Source organism: Burkholderia sp. RF2-non_BP3, assembly GCF_001522185.1.
Taxonomy (GTDB): Bacteria; Pseudomonadota; Gammaproteobacteria; order Burkholderiales; family Burkholderiaceae; genus Burkholderia; species Burkholderia diffusa.
Map to the genome: position 1 here is coordinate 44,917 of NZ_LOSU01000017.1, position 19,683 is coordinate 64,599.

Consider the following 19,683-nt stretch of genomic DNA (forward strand, 5'->3'; position numbering starts at 1 on the left):
TGCTTTCAATGCAGTCATACTATCACCCTGCTGTCACTCTGAACGAACGAAGATGCAACCACTGTAATCCGCCCGCCACGCCCATCACACTCGGCCATTCGGCCATCCTGCCCCTCCCCGCAAGCGTTCAAGCCCTCTGCAACATTCGTCAACACTCTCACCACAAATGCGAACAAGAACGCTTCTCATTTAACCGAAAATTACATAGAATGCCGCCTGAAAACAAATCGTAATAATTCCCGGCGGCGTGCACATTTCCGTAGCGCGTCGTTCCGGGGGCCACACTGCGAGGTCGAAGCGCATCATGAAGTCACGTCCTGAAGAGCTGAAGCTCGGCAAATTCACCACCCTGTGCAGCGTGCTCGCCGCGAGCCCTGCGTTCGCCGACGGCACGCCGCCGCCCGCACCGGTCGGCACCGAAGGCCATCTCGCGCCGATCGAGGTCCAGGGCAAGGCCGAGCACAGCTACAAGGCCGACTTTTCCGCCTCCACGAAATTCACCGCGCCGCTCGTCGACACGCCGAAGTCCGTGACCGTGATCCCGCAGGAGCTGATCCAGAGCAGCGGCGCGGCAACGCTGACCGAGGCGTTGCGCACCGTGCCGGGCATCACGTTCGGCGCCGGCGAAGGCGGCAACCCGCTCGGCGATCGTCCGTTCATCCGCGGCTACGACACGCAAGGCAGCATGTTCGTCGACGGGATGCGCGACACGGGCGCGACCACGCGCGAGATCTTCAACACCGAGCGCGTCGAGATCACCAAGGGCTCCGACGGCGCATACGGCGGCCGCGGCGGCGCGGGCGGCAGCATCAACCTGATCACGAAAGCGCCGCACCTCGGCACGACGGCGGCCGCGAGCGCCGGCCTCGGCACCGACCGCTACCGCCGCTTCACCGCCGACGGCAACTGGCAGTTCGCCGATCACGCGGCATTCCGCCTGAACCTGATGAGCCACAACAACGACGTCGCCGGCCGCGACGCCGTCAACAACGAGCGCTGGGGCGTCGCGCCGTCGATCGCGTTCGGTCTCGGCACGCCGACGCGCGTGACCGCGAGCTACTACCACCTGTCGACCGACGACATGCCCGACGGCGGCATTCCGTACTTCTACACGACGTCGAACAAGCCCGCGAACGTCGACACGATCTATCCGGCGCCCGTCGACCGCCACAACTTCTACGGCCTGATCGACCGCGACTTCCGCAAGACCACGTCGGACATCAGCACGATCAAGATCGAGCACGACATCACGCCGAATCTGACGGTGCGCAACACCACGCGCTACACGGAATCGACGCAGGACTACATCTGGACGCAGCCCGACGACAGCCAGGGCAACGTGGTCAACGGCCGTGTCTGGCGCCGCAACAACAACCGCAACAACAACCGCAACAGCTCGGTCAACAGCCTCGCGAACCTGACCGAACTGTTCGGCGAATTCCGGACCGGCCCGTTCAAGCACAGCTTCTCGACCGGCATCGAGCTGTCGCGCGAATGGGGAAAGCGCGATTCGTACACGGTCGCGACCGACAAGGGCACGGTCTGTCAGAAAGGCATCGGCGCGCCGTCCGGCTACAATTGCACGAGCCTGTGGTCGCCGAACCCGAACGATCCGTGGGCCGGTTCCGTCACGCGCAACAACGACTATGCGCATGCGCGCACCACGACCAAGTCGATCTACGGCTTCGACACGATCGAGCTCACGCCGCGCTGGCAGGTGAACGCCGGCGTGCGCGTCGACGATTATTCGACCCGCTTCACCGACACCAAGGCCAACGGCAGCAAGACCACCACGCGCGACGACACGCTCTTCAACTGGCAGGCCGGCCTCGTGTTCAAGCCCGCGCGGAACGGCAGCATCTATGCGTCGTATGCGACGTCGTCGACGCCGGCCGGCATGCTGCTCGGCGAAGGCAGCGAAACGCAGTCGCTCACGCCGGGCCGCGGCGGCGTCGGCTCGAACGCCGATCAGATGTCGCCGGAGAAGAACCGCAGCATCGAACTCGGCACGAAGTGGAACGTGCTGAACGACAAGCTGTCGCTGACCGCCGCGCTGTTCCAGATCGACACGACGAATGCACGCGTGACGCTGCCGAACAACCAGTACGCGATGGTCGGCAACAAGCGCGTGCAGGGCCTCGAACTCGGTGTCGCCGGCCAGATCACGAAGCAGTGGCAGGTGTTCGGCGGCTACACGTACATGAAGAGCGAGCTGCGCGACAACGGCAAGGATGCCGCGAACAACGGCCACCGGTTCCCCAATACGCCGAAGCACAGCCTGACGATGTGGTCCAACTACGACGTGACGCCGAAATTCACCGTCGGCGGCGGCGCGTTCTACATGTCGGAAGTGTTTGGCGATCCCGCGAACCTGCGTGCGGTGCCGTCGTACTGGCGCTTCGACGCGATGGCGCAATACCGGATCAACAAGAAGCTCGACCTGCAGCTGAACGTGAACAACCTGTTCAACCGCACGTACTTCGATCAGGCGTATCCGGCGCACTACGCGTCGATCGCGCCGGGCCGCTCGGCGTTCGTCACGCTGAACGCGCGCTACTGATCGATGGAAACCGTCTCGCTGAAGGCGCTCGCGTCGGTGTCGCCGCGCGCGTTCGCCGACATCCTGGCCGGCCCGCCCGAGCGCGCCGCCGCGTGGGTCGCGGCGGCTGCCGACAACGGGATCGTCGACGCGCAGGCCGTCTACGGCCAGTACCTGCTCGACGGGCACGGTGTCGCGCGCGATCCGGCCGCCGCATTCGGCTGGTTCCGGCATGCGGCGCGGGCCGGTCACCCGATGGCGATGAACATGCTCGGCCGCTGCTACGAGTTCGGCTGGGGGACGGCCGCCTGCGCACCGGTGGCGGTTTACTGGTACCGCCTCGCCGCGCAGGCCGGCCTCGACTGGGGCATGTACAACCTTGCGACGGCGCTCGCGCTCGGCAACGGCGTCGCCCAGGATCGCGCCGCCGCGCTCGACTGGTTTCGCCGCGCCGCCGCGCTCGGCCATGCGAAATCGATCAACCTGATCGGCGGCTTTTACGAGGACGGCTGGGTCGTGGCCGTCGATGTCGACGCCGCGTTCGACCACTATCGCCGCGCCGCCGAGGCCGGCGATTTTCGCGGCCAGTTCAACTACGCACGGCTGCTCGCCGATCGCGGGCGCGTCGACGAAGCCCTCGTCTGGCTCGCGCGCGTGCCGGCCACCGCCACCCCCGCGTTCGTCGCGAAGATGCGCGCGTATCTCGCGTCGTCGCCGCTCGACGCGTTGCGCGCGGCGGCGCTGCAGTTGCCGTCTCACGGTATGGAATCCGAATCATGATGCTTCATATCCCAGGCGTGCTGACCCACGCACAGGTCGCGCAATGCCGCGAGATGCTCGATGCCGCCGACTGGGTCGACGGCAACGCGACGTCCGGCACGCAGTCGGCGCTCGCGAAACGCAACCGGCAATTGCCGGAAGGTTCGCCTGTCGCGCGCGCGGTCGGCGATGCCATCCAGGATGCGCTGGCCAGACATCCGCTGTTCTTTTCGGCGGCACTGCCGCTGAAGGTGTTTCCGCCGCTGTTCAATCGCTACGAAGGCGGCGAGGCGTTCGGCACGCATGTCGACAACGCGATCCGGCTGCTGCGCGGCACGGATTTTCGCGTGCGCAGCGACCTGTCGGCGACGTTGTTTCTCGAGGAACCGCACGCGTACGACGGCGGCGAGCTGTGCGTGGAAGATACGTACGGCGTGCATCGCGCGAAGCTGCCGGCCGGCGATCTCGTGCTGTATCCGGCGTCGAGCCTGCATCGGGTGACGCCCGTGACGCGCGGGGAGCGGGTCGCGTCGTTCTTCTGGATCCAGAGCATGGTGCGCGACGACGGCGATCGCACGCTGCTGTTTCAGCTCGATACGCAGATTCAGGCGTTGTCGGCGGAAAAAGGCGCGCAGGATCCGATGGTCATTTCGCTGACGGGGATTTATCACAACCTGTTGAGGAAGTGGGCGGATGCGTAGTCGCGGCAATCACGCCCGCTATGCACGCGCCATGCGCAAGTGCACGGGCCATCGCCCCCTTCCCGTGCCGGCATTCATCTAACGAAATCGCCGATGACGGACGACGCGCCTTGCACCGCATTCACCGGGGACGGTTTCATCGATTACCGTCGGAATGGTCGGCATGGGTCGTCCGGCGACCGCCATTGGACCGTGATGCAAGTTGAATCGCCCGCGATATGACGCCTCGTCGAGCGAACCTTCCGCAACGAACGCACCCGCCGACATTCTTTCCGACGACAACGCCCCCGCATCGGTAACATCCGCACTTGCCGATCCCCGTTCGCTCCCGCACAATCGGGCCACCAGCCTTCCTCCCCCCGCGCCGATGTCCTATGCGTCACTCGCCACCGGCGTCCTGCTCGCCGGCGGTCTCGGTCAACGCTTCGACCCAAGCGGTCTGCACAGCAAGCTGCTCGCGCTGCTTCCCGACGGCACGCCGGTTGCGGTCGCGGCCGCGCGTCGCCTCGCCGCGGCCACGGCCGACGTGATCGCCGTCGTGCGTCCCGGCGCGGAAAAACTCGCGATTCTGCTGAACGAAGCCGGCTGCCAGGTCGTCTATGCGCCCGACGCGATGCGCGGCATGGGCGCGAGCCTTGCAGCGGGCGTCCGCGCGACGCCGGAAGCGACCGGCTGGCTGGTCGCGCTCGGCGACATGCCCTGGATCGCGGCATCCACCTACGAAGCGGTGACGCGCGCGCTCGACGCCGACGACGCATCGATCGTCGCCCCCGTCCATCGCGGCGTGCGCGGTCATCCGGTCGGCTTCGCCGCGCACCATTACGATGCACTGGCCGCGCTCGACGGCGACACGGGCGCCCGCGCGCTGTTCGCGAGCGCACCGGTCAACCTGCTCGGCGTCGACGATCCCGGCATCCTGCGCGACGTCGACACGCCCGCGGATCTGCGCTGACATCGGCGCGCGCCGGCCGCACCGCACATCGTGGATGCCGGCCTCGCGCGATCCGGCGCGATACCTGCAGAGGCTCGCATGTCGCCGGCAATCCGCATGCCGCCGCGAGAATCCCGCTGCAAACACCCGCCCGATTGCCTATAACGGAGACGAGGCGCGCCCGCCGCGCCACCGCCGCCACGCATTGCGCGAGTTCCCCATGGACCACACGACCCCGATGCCCGAGCCCCCGGCCGACCCGAACCGCGATCCGGAAGACGATCCGTTGTCGCCGCCACCACCGGGGCATCCTCACGACAACCCGCAGCAACCCGACGGACCGCCGAGCAAGGACCCGGTCTAGCCGGCGCATCCGCCCGCGAGCGTCCGTCCGCTACCGCGCCGTGTACCCGCCGTCGATCGCCAGCGACACGCCGCTGATCATCGACGCCGCGTCGCTGAGCAGGAACAGGATCGGCTCGACCACCTCGTCCGGCTCCGCGAAGCGCCCGAGCGGAATCGCCGCGAGCATCGGCGCGCGTTTCTCCGGCTCGCTCCACGCGAACTGCGCCATTGGCGTGAGCGTGACGGTCGGGTTCACACTGTTCACGCGGATCCCGTGTGCGCCGAGTTCGATGCAGAGCACGCGCGTCATCGCGTCGAGCGCCGCCTTCGACGCGCAATAGCTCAGATGCGCGGGCAGGCCGACGAGCGCAGCCTGGCTCGATACGTTGACGATGCTGCCCCGTGCGCATGCCGCGCCTCGCCCCGCACGTTCGATCATCTTCCGCGCGACGGCCCGCGCGACCAGCGCCGCGCCGCGCGCATTGACGGCCATCACGCGATCGAAGTGCGCCGCACTCACCTCGAGCGCCGGTTCGAGCGACGCGATCCCCGCGCAGTTGACGAGCCCGTCGAACGCGTCATGCACGGCGAGCGCCGCATCGATCGCGTGTTCGTCGCCGCCGATATCGATACGCAAGGTTTCGCATGCGATCTCGCCGGCCAGCGAATCGAGCGCGGCCGCATCGCGCCCCGCCGCGACGACCCGCGCGCCGGCATGGGCCAGCGCAACCGCGCAAGCGCGCCCGATGCCGCTCGACGCACCGGTGACGAGCACTCGCGCACCGCTGAAGTCGAATCGTGTCTTCATGATGACGCGCGCAGTTCGTGCATGATCGGTTTGAGTGCCGGATACAACGCCGTGTAAAGCGCGAAGCGCGCCGCATACGCATTCGCGCGCGCGACGTCGGGACGCGCGCGTTCGACGAGCGTGACCCAGCCGCCTTGTGCGTCGTCGTGCGACACCAGCCCCGCGCCGACGCCCGCGAGCAGCGCGGCGCCCATCGCGGCTTCGACGTCCTGCTCGATCGTCCATACCGGAAAACCCGTCACGTCCGCGACGATCTGCATCCACAGCGCCGAATGCGCGGCGCCGCCGACGACGATCAACCGGTCGTCCAGCGCCGCCGCGCCGCGCCGGCCGGCCTCGATGTTGTGCCGCAGCGCGAACGCGACGCCTTCGAGCACCGCGCGATACAGGTGCGCGCGCGTGTGCGCGAGGCTCAGCCCGACGAATGCGCCGCTCGCCTTCGCGTCCCACACCGGGCTGCGTTCGCCCATCAGGTACGGCAGGAACAGCACGCCGTCCGCGCCGGGCGGCACGCTTTCGGCCGCTTCCTCGAGCAGCACGTGCGGGTCGCCGTGCGGCAGCAATCGCGCCGCATCGATCTCCGCATGACAGAACTGATCGCGGAACCACGCGACCGATGCACCGGCCGTGATCGCGCCGCCGAATACGTACAGGTCGCGCTGACCGTTGAACACGTGCGGCATGCTGACGAGCCCGTGCCGCGCATCGACGTGCTGGTTCACGTAGCCCCAGCACATGCTGGTGCCGATCATCGCGACATGCTGGCCGGTGCGCGTCGCGCCGGCCGCGAAGGTCGCGACGGCCGCATCCACGCCGCCCGCGACGACCGGCATGCCGGCCGGCAGGCCGAGCCGTTCCGTCCATTGCGACAGCAGCCCGCCGACGACGTCGGTCGATTCGACGAGCCGCTCGGGCATCATCGTCGCGGGGATGCCGAGCATGTCGAGCGCGTCGTCGGACCACTCGCGGCGCGCGACGTCGTACACGCCGCCGATGTTGCCGGCCGAACTGTGGTCGACCGCGACTTCGCCGGTCAGCAGATAGATCACGTACGCGTTCGGCGGCAGGAAATAACGCACGTTCGCCCACACGTCCGGGCGCTGCTCGCGCAGCCACAGCATCTTGGTGAACCCGTAGTAGCTGTCGACGCCGTTGCCCGTGATCACGCGCAGCCGCTCGACGTTCACGTTCTGGTTCACCCAGTCGACCTCCGCGGTCGCGCGCCGGTCCATCCAGATCAGGCACGGGTGCAGCGGCCGCATGTCGCTGTCGACCGGAATGCCGGAGCCGCCATACAGGCTGCTCACGCACACGGCGCGGATCGCGTCGGCCGGCACGCCGTGCGCGCGCGCGTCGCTCACGCAGCCCGCGATGCAGTCGAGCACCGCATCGAACCACACCTGCGGCCACTGCTCGGCCCACAGCGGGCGCGGCGTGTCGGGCTGGTAGCCGGCCGAACGGCGCGCGACGATCGTGCCATGCCGGTCGACGAGCAGCGCCTTGGTGCTCTGCGTGCCGATGTCGACGCCTATCACGTATTCCATGATGTCTCCGGTGAGAGATCGCACGAGCCGGCGGTCAACGCGCCGGCTTCAGCAGCACCTTGATCGATTCGGACGACTTCGCGACGCGGATCGCTTCGTCCCAGTCCTCCAGCGCGAAGCCGTGCGTGACGATGCCTTTCGACGTGACGAGCCCGCGCGCGAGCAGGTCGATCGCGATCGGGTAGCAATACGGCCCCAGGTGCGCGCCGCGCACGTCGAGCTCCTTGCGATCGCCGATGATCGACCAGTCGGCGGTCGTGTCCTCGCCGAACACGCTGAACTCGACGAAGCGGCCGAGCTTGCGGATCAGTTCCAGCCCCTGGTTCACGCCGACCGGCGCGCCGGTCGTCTCGATGTACACGTCGCATCCATAGCCGTCGGTCAGCGCACGGACGATCTCGCGCGCATCGTCGCGCGTCGGATTGATCGTCACGTCCGCGCCGTATTGCCGCGCAAGTTCGAGGCGCTCGTCGATCAGGTCGATCACGACGAGCTTCTTCGGCGTCTTCAGGTGCGCGACCTGCGTCATCATCAGGCCGAGCGGGCCCGCGCCCGCGATCACCACGACGTCGTCGAGCTGAAGGTCGCCACGGTTCACGGTATGGATCGCGCACGACAGCGGCTCGATGATCGCCGCATCCTCGAGCGACACGCCGAGCGGAATCCGGTGCACGATCGCCGTCGGCGGAATGCGCATGTACTCGGCCATCCCGCCGTCGGCGACCTCGCGCTGGAAGCCGAAGATGTTGTGCACCTCGCACATCCAGTACTGGCCCGACTTGCAGTAGCGGCACTTGCCGCACGGCACGATCTGCTCGGCGATCACGCGGTCGCCCAGTGCGACGCCGAAATGCTCGGCCGCGCCGTCGCCGAGCGCTTCCACGTAGCCGAAGAATTCGTGGCCGGGAATCACGGGCGCCTTCACCCACGGGCTCGGGCCGCCCCAGAACATCTTCGCGCCCGTATAGCATTTGCAATCGCTCGCGCAGATCCCGCACGCGGCGATGCGGATCACGAGCTCGTTCGCGCCCGCGCGCGGCTGCGCGACCTGCTCGACGCGGTAATCCTCGGGGCCGTGGCAAACCACCGCGGTCATGCGCGGCTGGACTTCGGGTGTCGTCATGAGTTGTCTCTTCCGTTGATGATTCGGATGTCTGATGAATGAATCGTTACCGCGACCGCTCTCGGCTGATGTAGATCGCGAGCAGGATGATTCCGCCCTTGATCACGTTCTGCACATACGGGTTCACGCCGATCATGTTCAGCCCGTTGTTGAGCACGCCGAGCAGCAACGCACCTACGAGCGTGCCGAGGATCGCGCCGCGCCCGCCGGAGATCGACGTGCCGCCCATCACGACGGCCGCGATCGCATCGAGCTCGAAGCCGACGCCGGCGTTCGGCTGCCCGCTCATCAGGCGCCCGGTCAGCACGATCGCGGCAAGCGCCGACGTGAGCCCGGCCAGCGTGTAGACGATCAGCTTCACGCGCGCCACGCGCACGCCGGTGAGTCGCGTCGCCTGTTCGTTGCCGCCGATCGCATACACGTAGCGGCCGAACGGCATGCGATCGAGCAGCAGCCACGCGATCGCATAGACGACCAGCATGATCAGCACCGGCGCCTGGATGCCGAGCACCTTGCCGTTGCCGAAGAAGGCGACCCAGTCGGGCAGCCCGTCGATCGGATAGCCGCCGGTATAGATCAGCGCGAGGCCGCGTGCGATGCCCATCGTCGCGAGCGTGACGATGATCGGCGGCATCCCCGCAAACGCGACGAACACGCCGTTCAGGAAACCGAACCCGAAGCCCACCGCGATACCGATCGCGAGCGCGGCGACCGCATTCACGCCGGCGACCATCAACCCGGCCGCGAGCGTACCGGACAGCGCCATGACCGAACCGACCGACAGGTCGATCCCGCCGGTCAGGATCACGCAGGTCATGCCGACCGCGATGATCGCGTTGATCGACACCTGGCGCAGCACGTTCTCGAGATTCGCGGCGGACAGGAAGCTCGGGCTCGCGACCATCATCGCGATGCACACGACGATCAGCCCGACGAGCGGATAGAACAGCGTCGAACGTCGCAGTTGCGTCCACATCGCGCGCGGCGGCGGCATCTCGCCGGCCGCGGCCGCGAGTGTCGGGGAAGACGGGGAAGAAGAATCAGGCAGGTTCATGGGACGCTCCTCGCGTGCCGGCCGTGGCATGGGTCATGACCGTGTCGGGATCGATCTCGTCGCCTTCGAGCGTCGCCTCGATGCGGCCCTGCCGGAACACGGCGACGCGATCGCACATGCCGACGATCTCCGGCAGCTCGGACGAGATCATGATGATGGCGTAGCCGCGCGCGGTGAGTTCGCGCATCAGCCCGTAGATTTCCGCTTTCGCGCCGACGTCGATGCCGCGGGTCGGCTCGTCGAAGATCAGCACCGTCGCGTGGTGATTCAGCCAGCGCGCGATCACCACCTTCTGCTGGTTGCCGCCGGACAGCGTCGCGACCTCGGTGTGGATCGACGGCGCCTTCACGCCGACGCGCCGCATCACGTCGTGCGTCGTGCGCGCTTCGCCGCGGCGATCGATCAGCCAGCGCATCGACCGGTACTTGCCGAGGTTGTTCAGCGAGATGTTGTCGCGAATCGAGAACGACGTGACGAGCCCTTCCGTCTTGCGGCTCTCCGGCAGAAGGCCGATGCCCGCGCGCAGCGCGTCGGCCGGATCGGCGAGCTTCGCCGCCACGCCGCGCACGCGCACGTCCTTGCGGTGCGCGCGCGTCGCGCCGATCACCGCGAGCGCGGTCTCCGTTCGCCCCGAACCGACGAGCCCCGCGAAGCCCAGAATCTCGCCCGCATGCAGCGCGAAGCGGTTGACCGGGCCGTCGCGCTCGATCTGCAGCGCGTCGACTTCGAGCACGGCGGGCGCATCCGTGGCGCGCGCCGGCTTCGGCGGGAAGCTGCTTTCGAGCCGGCGGCCGACCATCATCCGCACCAGTTGCTCGACGTCCGTGCGCGCGACGTCGGTGGTCGCGACATACTGACCGTCGCGCAGCACCGTGATGCGATCGCACACCGCGAAAATCTCGTCGAGGTGATGCGAGATGAAGATCATCGCGACACCCTGCCGCTTCAGCTCGCGCATGATCGAGAACAGATGCTCGGCCTCGGCCGGCGTGAGCGTGGCGGTCGGTTCGTCGAGGATCAGGATGCGCGCGTCAAGCGACAGTGCCTTGCCGATCTCGACGAACTGCTGCTGCGCGACCGACAGCGTGCGTAGCGGCGCGTCGAGATCGATCGTCACGCCGAGCCGCGCGAAGATGCCGGCCGCGACGCGCCGCATCCGCGTGCGATCGCGCACACCCCAGCGGGTGCGCAGCTCGCGGCCAAGGAACAGGTTGTCGACGGCATCGAGGTGCGGAATCAGGCTGAATTCCTGGAACACGATGCCGACACCAGCCGCGACCGCGTCGTGATAACTCGCGAAATGCCGCGCGCTGCCGTCGATCTCGATCGTGCCGGTATCCGGCTGGTGGATCCCGCAGAGGATCTTCATCAGCGTCGACTTGCCGGCCCCGTTCTCGCCGAGCAGCGCATGAATCTCGCCGCGCGCGATCTCGAGGTGAATGTCCGACAGCGCCTTCACGCCCGGAAAGCTTTTCGTGATGTGACTGAGCGTCAGTATCGTGTCCATCGGCTTCTCCGTGCGAAGGGCGTCGGCCGCGCCGCCGCCCTTCACGTCGCGTTGCGCGTCGCTCACCAGCTGAATCCCTTCGCGTTGCCGCGATCGACGACCTTCACGTCGACCGGAATCGCCTTCGGCACCGTCGCGCCCCACTTGCGCGCGATCGCGATGCCGAGCGCGATGCGCACCTGGTCGGCCGGGAACTGCGCGGTCGTCTCGATGAACTTCGAGTTCGGTTTCTGGATCGCCGCGATCGCCTCGGGCGCGCCGTCGACGCTGGTCAGCCGGATGTCCTTGCCCGATCCCTCGATCGCGGCGAGCGCGCCCATCGACCCGCCGTCGTTCACGCTGAAGATGCCCTTCAGGTTCGGATGCGCGGAGATCATGTTCTCCGTCACCGACAACGCGGTCGCGCGCTCCTGCTTGCCGTTCTGCGTGTCGACCAGCTTCACGTTCGGGAATTTCGCGAGGCCGGCCTTGCAGCCGCGCACGCGTTCGAGAATCGGCACGACCGGAATGCCGTCGAGGATCGCCACCTCGCCGCTGCCGCCGATCGCCTTCGCGAGGTATTCGCACGACATCACGCCCGCGTCGTAATTCTTCGAGCCGACGAACGAATCGACCGGGCCGTTCGCGTTCGCGTCGACGGCCACGACCACCGCGCCGGCCTTCTTCGCCTGCGTGATCGCCGACTGGATGCCGGTCGAATCGGTCGGATTCACGAGCAGGATGTCGATCTTCTTCTGCAGCATGTCCTCGACGTCGCTCACCTGCTTGCTGACGTCGTGATGCGCGTCGGTCACGACGACCTGCGCGCCGATCGACGCGGCTGCGTCGTTCAACGCCTTCTGCATCGTCACGAAATACGGGTTGTTCAACTCCTGGAAGGTCATGCCGATCCGCAGCGGCGCCGCATGCGTGACCATCGGGAACCAGGCTGCGACAGCTGCCGCGGCAACGGCCGCGATGCGTGCGGCGCGGCGGCGGGATGAAGCGGGCGATGCGTGCGTCATGACGGTGTCTCCGGTTATGTGCGGTTTTTTCGTGGGTGAGCGAGCCCCTCGCGACGCGAACGGCGCGATGGGCTGGGTGAAACGGCAAGGAAAAGTCAGGCGGGCGAACGCCCGGCGATCATCCGGGCTGCGGTACGCGCCCGCGTGCATCGGGCGTGACCACGCGCGGCGGCATCGGGTTGCCGGTGGGCGCCGCATGCAGCGCGAGCTCGCGGCTGCGTGCGTTCAACCGCTGCAGCGCGCGGAATTCGGTCGGCGCCATCCCCTTCACCGCGCGAAACTGGCGATTGAAGTTGGACACGTTGTTGAAGCCGGCCTGGAAGCAGATGTCGGTGATGTTCGCGTCGTCGGCGAGCAGCATCTGGCATGCGGATTCGATCCGCAGCCGGTTCACGTACTGGACGAACGGCAACCCGGTATGGCGATGGAACGCGCGCGAGAATGCGCTGACGCTCTGCCCGGTCAATTGCGCGAGATCGGATTCGCGCAGCTCGGACGCAAGGTTCTTGCCGATGTACGACAGCGCGTGGCTGAGCCGCGTCGGCGTCACGTGCGCCTGGTCGTACGCGGGGCTCGCGAGCAGCGTGCGTTCGGCCGCGCCGCACAACCGCTCGAGGATCGTCATGAACAGCGCGATACGACGCATCCCGCGCGCGGTCAGCAGCTCGTCGAACAGCGGTGCGATCGCGGCGCTCGTGTCGTCGTCGAAACCGACGCCGCGCCGCGCGTCGTCGAGCAGCGCCTGCGCGTCGCGGCATTCGGGAAACGCGTCCATGCAGCGGCGCACGAACGACGGATCGAACTGGATCACCAGATTGCGGCGCTCGACGGTTTCGCCTTCGGCCATGTCGCTGACCCAGTTGTGCGGCAGGTTCGGGCCGAGCAGCACGAGATGGCCGGGGCCGAACGAGCCGATATGGTCGCCGACGAAATACTTGCCGCTCGTCGCGACGATCAGGTGCAGTTCGAATTCGGGATGGAAATGCCAGCGGATCGTGCGGTACGGATAGCCGTGCGACCAGACCTTGAACGACTCGTCGCGTCGCACGTCGACCACTTCCAGATCGGGATGCATCATCCTGGCGTCTCCATTCCCATGTCTCGCTGGCCGGGCCGCTCGGCGGTTCGCCTCGTTCGCCGCGTGAGTCGTGCGGCAACGCGACCGGTCGCATGGGAAGCAATGTAGGTCGATCGCGTGCGCGGCTCCACCAACTTTACGCCTGATTTTCGATACTTTTTTGCGGGTTGCGGGTGGAAAGGGGCGCGAAACGCAAAATTGTGCAGTGCGGCACCCCGCCGACCGAGCGCCGGCGGGACGTATGCGCGCGCCGGAACACGGCCGCCAGGCGGGTCGACGACGGCCGCTGTCGCGGCTACGCCGCCGCGCTTTCCCGCGCGACACGCACCTCGTACGCCTTCAGGTGGTTGTACGCGATCCGCAGCAACGACAACGCATCCGCCGCCTGCGGGTCGCGGCGCGCAAGCAGGTCGCCGATCACGTGATCGGCTTCGACCCGTGCGCGGTTTTCGACGTCGCGCAGCATCGACGCGGTCAGCGGCGACGGCGTCAGCACCATCCGCTGCATCCGCTCGACCGCGGCGGAATCGGGCCGGTAACCGTTGTGCGCGGCGATCGCGCTGCATTCGTCGAGCATCGTCTCGAGCAGGCGGCGGCCGTCCGGCGCGGCGAGAATGTCGCCGATCGACCCGCGAAACAGCGACGTGCTCGCCGCGAGCGTCGCGAGGAACACCCACTTGTCCCACATCCGCGCGGCGATGTCGTCGCTGAGCGTCGCATCGAAACCCGCGCCGCCCAGCACGTCGGCCACCGCGCGCACGCGCGCCGATTCGCCGCCGGCGAGTTCGCCGAACGACAGCCCCGCCGTGTCGTTCAGATGCACGATCCGCTGCTCGCGATCGAGCGTCGCCGCGATCACGCACAGGCCGCCGAGCACCTGCGCGGCATCGAACCGGTCGCGCAGCACGTCGAGATGGCGCATCCCGTTGAGCATCGGCAGGATCAGCGTCGACGGCCCGACGAACGGTGCGAACGATGCGATCGCATCGTCGAGGCTGTACGCCTTGCAGCTGAGCAGCACCAGGTCGAACGGCGCGGCCGCGTCGCTCGCGCGCAGCGTCTGGACGTTCGCGAGCGTCAGGTCGCCGCGCGGGCTGCGGATCAGGAGCCCGTCGCGCGCGAGCGCGGCCGCCCGGCCGTCGCGCACCAGAAACGTCACGTCGCGCCCCGCCGCCGCGAGCCGGCCGCCGAAGTATCCGCCGACCGCGCCGGCCCCCACCACCAGAATTCGCATCGTTGCCTCCTTTCGGGTTGGTTCGACGCCGCCGCCGTTCGCCCGACCGTCGGGGCACGACGCGCAACCGCCATCGCCCGACAGTATAGCGACGCCGAATATGTATATGCATAGATAACCGCACCGCGCTCGGCGGTATCGAGCCGCCGCCGTTTCTAAGGGATTTCCCGCCTACGGCAAGGTCCGTTTCGCGCCGTCAAAGAATTATCCCGTCACGCCGTTCCGGCGCGCTTGTTCGACCGACCGACCTCACTACCCATGCGCACCCTTTCCCTGAACCAGAAACTCGCCTCGATGATCGTCATCCTGTGGCTCGGCCTGCTCGTGATCGCCGGCATCGGCGCATGGCAGACGCGCGCATCGATGATCACGGATCGCCGCGACCAGCTTGCGTCGCTGGTCGCGCAGGCGACGAACGTCGCCGACCATTACTACAAGCTGTCGCAACAGAACGCATTGCCGGAAGCCGACGCGAAGCAGAAGGCCCTCGAGGCGATCGCGGCGATGCGCTACGGCACCGACGGGTATGTCTCGATCAACGATTCGAAGCCGGCGATCGTGATGCATCCGATCAAGACCGAGCTCAACGGCAAGGACGTGTCGAATTTCACGGATCCGAACGGCAAGCATCTGTTCGTCGAGATCGTGAAGGCCGGCAACGTGGACGGCGGCAAGGGTTTCGTCGAGTATCTGTGGCCGAAGCCGGGCGCCGACAAGCCGCAGGACAAGACCAGCGCGGTGCAGCGCTTCGCACCGTGGGACTGGTATCTCGTGACGGGCATGTACATGGACGACGTGCGTTCGGCCGTGCTCGCGAGCGTCGGCCGCTGGCTCGCGATCACGGCCGTGCTCGGCGCGATCGCGACCGCCGTGATGGTGCTCGTGCTGAAAAGCGTGCGCGCGAACCTCGGCGGCGAGCTCGAAGTGGCGCTCGACGCCGCGCAGCGTATCGCGCAGGGCGACCTGACCGCGCGCGTGAACGTGAAGCAAGACGACCGCGGCAGCCTGCTGCATGCACTGCATACGATGCAGAACGGGCTGATCGACATGGTGTCGCGCGTGCGGACGGGCACGGAGAACATCAACGTCGGCGCGAGCGAGATCGCGTCGGGCAACACCGATCTGTCGCAGCGCACCGAGGAACAGGCGGCCGCGCTCGTGCAGACCGCGTCGAGCATGGACCAGATGACCGCGAACGTGAAGCAGAACGCCGACAGCGCCGCCCAGGCCGCGACGCTCGCGGGCCAGGCCGCGCAGGTCGCGACGCGCGGCAGCGAGGTGGTCGACGACGTGGTGCGGACGATGAACGAGATCACCGACCGCTCGCACAAGATCGGCGACATCATCGGCGTGATCGACGGGATCGCGTTCCAGACCAACATCCTCGCGCTGAACGCGGCCGTCGAAGCGGCGCGCGCGGGCGAACAGGGCCGCGGCTTCGCGGTGGTCGCGGCCGAGGTGCGCTCGCTCGCGCAACGCTCGGCGACGGCCGCGAAGGAGATCAAGTCGCTGATCGTGTCGTCGAACGAAACCGTCGAGCACGGCGCGACGCTCGTCACGCACGCGGGCGAGACGATGGCCGAGATCGTGCAGTCGGTGCGGCGCGTGAACGAGATCCTCGACGAGATCAGCCATGCGTCGCGCGAGCAGAGCGCGGGGATCGAGCAGGTCAACCGCGCGGTCGGCGAGATGGATCAGGTCACGCAGCAGAACGCGGCCCTCGTCGAGGAGGCCGCGGCCGCCGCGCATTCGCTGCGCGACCAGGCCGAGGCGCTGCGCGACGCCGTCACGCGATTCGCGTTGCCGGCCTGACGTCGCCTCGTCCGTCGGCATCCCGCCGGATGCCGACGGATTTCGCCTGACCGGCCGGCAATGCGCGGCCGGCCCCGCACGACCCGGGCCCCGCCCTCACTTCTTCCGCGCGTCTTCCACGCTTACCCCGCTCCGCCCGGCCGGCTCATGGGCTTGAAACCGCCGAACCCCATCCCGGCCGCCCGCTGGGCCAGCTCGATGTCGTTGGTCACGCCGAGCTTCTTCATCGCGCTGATCTTCTGCGCGCTGACCGTCTGCTTGCCCTTGTTCAACCGCTGCGCGATCGTCTTGATCGGCAGGCCGGCCAGATAAAGGCGCATCACCTCGATCTCGCGCGTCGACAGTTTCACCGGCGCCTGGTCGTGCTCGGCGACCGCATCGAGCGCGCGCCGGACGAGCGGCGACTGATAGCGCCCGCCGCTGTAGCTCGAATGGATCGCGGTGACGATGTGACCGACTTCGTCGAACTTGCTGACGAGGCTCGCGCCGCCTTTCGCGAGAATCGAGCGGAAAATCACCGGATTCTCGTTGCCCACCAGCGCGACGACCCCGACGTTCGGGCGCGTGCTGTGCAGCCAGTCGAACAGTGCGAGACCGTCCATCTGCACGTCGCCGCGAATCGGATAGTCGACCAGCACGATGTCGCAGTCGACGCTGCCGAGCGCCTCGATCAGATCGCCCGGGGTCCGGGAGACGCCGACCAGATCGATCGCGCACGCGTCGCCGGCAATGTGCTCCATGCCCGCGAGCGTCAGCGGCGAGTCGTACGCGAAAACAGTGCGAATTCTGAATTTCCCCATGCGCAGTCCCAGAAGTTTCGCCGGGCCGCACGTCGCGGAATGCGTGCGCGGCGGATCGGCATTGAATCGACGTTCAGGATATTTTTATCCCGGACATCATTCTAGGCAGCAACGCACGGCCGGGATATGGGGCGTCGTCTGAATTGGTCGGTGCAGGCGTGATACGAGTTTGATATCGGTGCCGGTCCGACCGTCCGGCGGCAGCCGGGGTCGGCCGGACGGCCGACGTTGCGGGTCGCGCGGGCCGCACGGACGGCCCGCGGGGTAAAATTGCGGCCTTTGCATGCCACTCCGGGCGACCGGCCGGCGGCAGCGCGCCCTTCCCGGCCGCGCGCCCGCCCGTTCGCCGGCTGCCCGTACTCCCGCTTCCCCCATGACCGAATCCGATCTGCAATCCGACGACACCACCATCCACGAAGACGGCCTCTGGCGCGACAACGGCTGGACGGCCCGCATCATCAAGAACGAGGACGACGACGGCTGGGCCGTCGAGATGATCAAGGACGGCGAAGCCGAGCCCGCGCTCGTCGGCCCGTGGACGATGGGTCGCGACAAGAAGAATCCGAAGCCGATGGACGCGAATGCGTTCCGCACGCTGGTAAAGACCGCGACCGAGGTGCTGATGCGGCACGAGCAGCAACGCCGTGCGATGCTGCACAAGGAAGTGACGGTGCAGGACGACGACGGACAGGATGTGTCGGTCACGCTCGACATCGTGCCGGACGAGTTCGAGCCGTATGCGCAACTGAAGGCGTTCGACCCATACGGCGAGCTGCTGGCCGACGCGAAGGTCTCCGCCGGGTTCAAGCTCAACAAGGCCAGTGCCGCACGCTGGGTCGAATCGGGCTTCGAACGGCCGGCCTGACGCTACGGGCCGGCGCCAGCGCGACGCCGCCACCCGCCCGCGCGTGCGCAACGCGCGCAACCTGCGCAATCCGCGTCAGCCGTGCAGGCCGTGCGCGGTCATCAGGCGGTACAGCGTCGCGCGCGAGACACCGAGTTCCGCCGCGACGTCGGCATGCTGACGCCGATGCCGCAACAGCGTTTCCTCGATCGTGCGCCGCTCCGCCTGGCGGCGCAATTCCGCAAGCGTCGGCGGCCGCTGCGACGTGTACTGGTTCAGTTCGAGATCGACGGCCGAGATCAGCGGGCCATTCGTCATCACGACCGCGAAGCGGATCCGGTTGATCAGTTCGCGCACGTTGCCGGGCCATGCATAGTTGTGGATCGCCTCGATCGCGCACGGCATGAAGCCGCGAATCCGGTGCGCGCTGTCGCCGCGATAGCGCCGCAAGATGTGATCGGCGAGCAGCATGATGTCGCGGCCGCGCGCGCGCAGCGGCGGCTCGTCGATACGCAGCACGCACAGCCGGTAATACAGGTCCGCACGGAACCGTCCCGCCTGCATCGCGGCCTCGAGATCGACGTGGGTCGCGGACACGATCCGCACATCCACCGGAATCGACGTGTGTCCGCCGAGCCGCTCGATCTTGCCCTCCTGCAGGAACCGCAGCAGGCTCGCCTGGCTCTCGAACGGCATGTCGCCGATTTCATCGAGGAACAGCGTGCCGCCGTGCGCGGACTCGATGCGGCCGATCTTGCGCTGATGCGCGCCGGTGAACGCGCCGCGCTCATGACCGAACAGCTCGGCCTGCAGCAGCGTCGTCGGAATCGCCGCGCAATTCACGGCGACGAACGGCGCGTCGGCGCGCGACGAATGCTGATGGATCGCCGACGCGGTCAACTCCTTGCCGGTGCCGGATTCGCCGGCGATGAACACGGTGGCCTCGGTGTTCGCAACCTTGCGGATCGTCGCGAACAGACGGCGCATCGCGTCGCACGCGCCGATCATCGTGCCGCCGGGCGGCGCGGCGTCGACGGCCGGATCGCCTTCCGCCAGTTTCAGCATCCCGTACGCATGGCCGACGAGATAACCGATCGTCGTATCGGCCGTCGCATCGCGGGCGTAGCCGAAGCAGCACTGGCGGATCAGGCGCGCGATGGTGGCGTCGCGCAGTCGCTCGTCGTCGGCGAGCGCGACCCAGCCGATCCGCGGATCGCGCAGCAGCGCCTCGAACGACGCGACGTCGGGCGACGCGAAATCGTCGAAATCGACGATGCCCGCATGCAGGCGGTTCGCCTTCACGAGATTGAGTGCGTCCGCAACGGATTTCGCGCGCCACACGTCCCAGCCGCGCGACGCGAGACAGTCGACGAGCCCAGCATCGGGACGCGGCGACAGATACACGAGCGGGCGTGACGGCACGCCATGGTGACGCCGGACCGCGACGAACGGTGGCGTGCACGGCGCCCGCTCACCCTCCTGCGGGCCTGACAGTCTGATCGGGCAGCAATGGTTCACGATGGCCTCGCCGCATGGGGTTGTCTGGCCGAACGGGCGGCGCGAAACGATGCGCGGCAGGCCTCCCTGCCCACGCGCGACG

General features: G+C 67.7%; 17 protein-coding genes. 7 read left to right on the forward strand and 10 right to left on the reverse strand.

From position 1 onward, the window contains the following. The first annotated feature begins 304 nt into the window (after positions 1-304). From WS45_RS07060 to WS45_RS35595, 5 genes are all read left to right on the forward strand, one after another. A complete protein-coding gene (locus WS45_RS07060) occupies positions 305-2,560 on the forward strand; it encodes a TonB-dependent receptor (RefSeq protein ID WP_059699052.1) in 2,256 nt (751 codons plus the stop codon). 3 nt (positions 2,561-2,563) lie between these two features. Beyond that, positions 2,564-3,319: a tetratricopeptide repeat protein gene (locus WS45_RS07065; RefSeq protein WP_059699054.1), complete on the forward strand. Its 756-nt coding sequence runs from the start codon at positions 2,564-2,566 to the stop codon at positions 3,317-3,319. Next, positions 3,316-3,999 (forward strand): Fe2+-dependent dioxygenase, encoded by a 684-nt coding sequence (locus WS45_RS07070; RefSeq protein WP_059699056.1) that lies wholly within the window; start codon positions 3,316-3,318, stop codon positions 3,997-3,999. The genes WS45_RS07065 and WS45_RS07070 overlap by 4 nt, the downstream gene beginning before the upstream one ends. A gap of 367 nt (positions 4,000-4,366) precedes the next feature. Further along, the gene (locus tag WS45_RS07075) at positions 4,367-4,951 is read left to right on the forward strand and encodes a nucleotidyltransferase family protein (RefSeq protein WP_059526676.1); all 585 of its coding nucleotides are present in this window, start codon (positions 4,367-4,369) and stop codon (positions 4,949-4,951) included. Positions 4,952-5,150: 199 nt separating this feature from the next. Then, the gene (locus tag WS45_RS35595; protein WP_006752960.1) at positions 5,151-5,294 is read left to right on the forward strand and encodes a hypothetical protein; all 144 of its coding nucleotides are present in this window, start codon (positions 5,151-5,153) and stop codon (positions 5,292-5,294) included. Positions 5,295-5,324: 30 nt separating this feature from the next. Here the strand turns inward: WS45_RS35595 and WS45_RS07080 are convergent, their stop codons facing one another. From WS45_RS07080 to panE, 8 genes are all read right to left on the reverse strand, one after another. After that, entirely contained in the window at positions 5,325-6,083 is a 759-nt protein-coding gene (locus WS45_RS07080) for an SDR family oxidoreductase (RefSeq protein WP_059699058.1), read from the reverse strand. Continuing rightward, complete coding sequence (locus tag WS45_RS07085) at positions 6,080-7,627, reverse strand: FGGY-family carbohydrate kinase (RefSeq protein ID WP_059699060.1); 1,548 nt, start codon at positions 7,625-7,627, stop codon at positions 6,080-6,082. Before WS45_RS07085 ends, WS45_RS07080 begins: the two co-directional genes overlap by 4 nt. A gap of 34 nt (positions 7,628-7,661) precedes the next feature. Next, on the reverse strand, positions 7,662-8,750 hold the full coding sequence (locus WS45_RS07090; RefSeq protein WP_059699062.1) for an alcohol dehydrogenase catalytic domain-containing protein: 1,089 nt from the start codon (positions 8,748-8,750) through the stop codon (positions 7,662-7,664). Positions 8,751-8,796: 46 nt separating this feature from the next. After that, positions 8,797-9,804, reverse strand: coding sequence for an ABC transporter permease (locus WS45_RS07095; RefSeq protein ID WP_059699266.1), 1,008 nt, complete (start codon positions 9,802-9,804; stop codon positions 8,797-8,799). After that, on the reverse strand, positions 9,791-11,377 hold the full coding sequence (locus WS45_RS07100) for a sugar ABC transporter ATP-binding protein (RefSeq protein WP_373559424.1): 1,587 nt from the start codon (positions 11,375-11,377) through the stop codon (positions 9,791-9,793). The genes WS45_RS07095 and WS45_RS07100 overlap by 14 nt, the downstream gene beginning before the upstream one ends. After that, entirely contained in the window at positions 11,374-12,315 is a 942-nt protein-coding gene (locus WS45_RS07105; protein ID WP_059692153.1) for a substrate-binding domain-containing protein, read from the reverse strand. Before WS45_RS07105 ends, WS45_RS07100 begins: the two co-directional genes overlap by 4 nt. A 118-nt stretch (positions 12,316-12,433) precedes the next feature. Next, a complete protein-coding gene (locus WS45_RS07110) occupies positions 12,434-13,393 on the reverse strand; it encodes an AraC family transcriptional regulator (RefSeq protein ID WP_059526694.1) in 960 nt (319 codons plus the stop codon). A 295-nt stretch (positions 13,394-13,688) separates the two neighbouring features. Then, on the reverse strand, positions 13,689-14,627 hold the full coding sequence (panE, locus tag WS45_RS07115; RefSeq protein ID WP_059526697.1) for a 2-dehydropantoate 2-reductase: 939 nt from the start codon (positions 14,625-14,627) through the stop codon (positions 13,689-13,691). A gap of 258 nt (positions 14,628-14,885) precedes the next feature. Here panE and WS45_RS07120 point away from each other — a divergent pair, with 258 nt between their 5' ends. Further along, on the forward strand, positions 14,886-16,439 hold the full coding sequence (locus WS45_RS07120) for a methyl-accepting chemotaxis protein (protein WP_059699064.1): 1,554 nt from the start codon (positions 14,886-14,888) through the stop codon (positions 16,437-16,439). Between the two features lie 122 nt (positions 16,440-16,561). Here the strand turns inward: WS45_RS07120 and WS45_RS07125 are convergent, their stop codons facing one another. Continuing rightward, positions 16,562-17,239 (reverse strand): response regulator transcription factor, encoded by a 678-nt coding sequence (locus WS45_RS07125; RefSeq protein WP_059526704.1) that lies wholly within the window; start codon positions 17,237-17,239, stop codon positions 16,562-16,564. 373 nt (positions 17,240-17,612) lie between these two features. Between WS45_RS07125 and WS45_RS07130 the strand changes: the two genes are divergently transcribed. Further along, positions 17,613-18,104 carry a hypothetical protein gene (locus WS45_RS07130; protein ID WP_059468385.1) on the forward strand — a complete coding sequence of 164 codons (492 nt, stop codon included), beginning with the start codon at positions 17,613-17,615 and terminating at the stop codon, positions 18,102-18,104. Between the two features lie 75 nt (positions 18,105-18,179). Here WS45_RS07130 and WS45_RS07135 read toward each other — a convergent pair whose 3' ends face one another. Beyond that, positions 18,180-19,601 carry a sigma-54 dependent transcriptional regulator gene (locus WS45_RS07135; protein ID WP_059526706.1) on the reverse strand — a complete coding sequence of 474 codons (1,422 nt, stop codon included), beginning with the start codon at positions 19,599-19,601 and terminating at the stop codon, positions 18,180-18,182. Positions 19,602-19,683 lie beyond the last annotated feature (82 nt).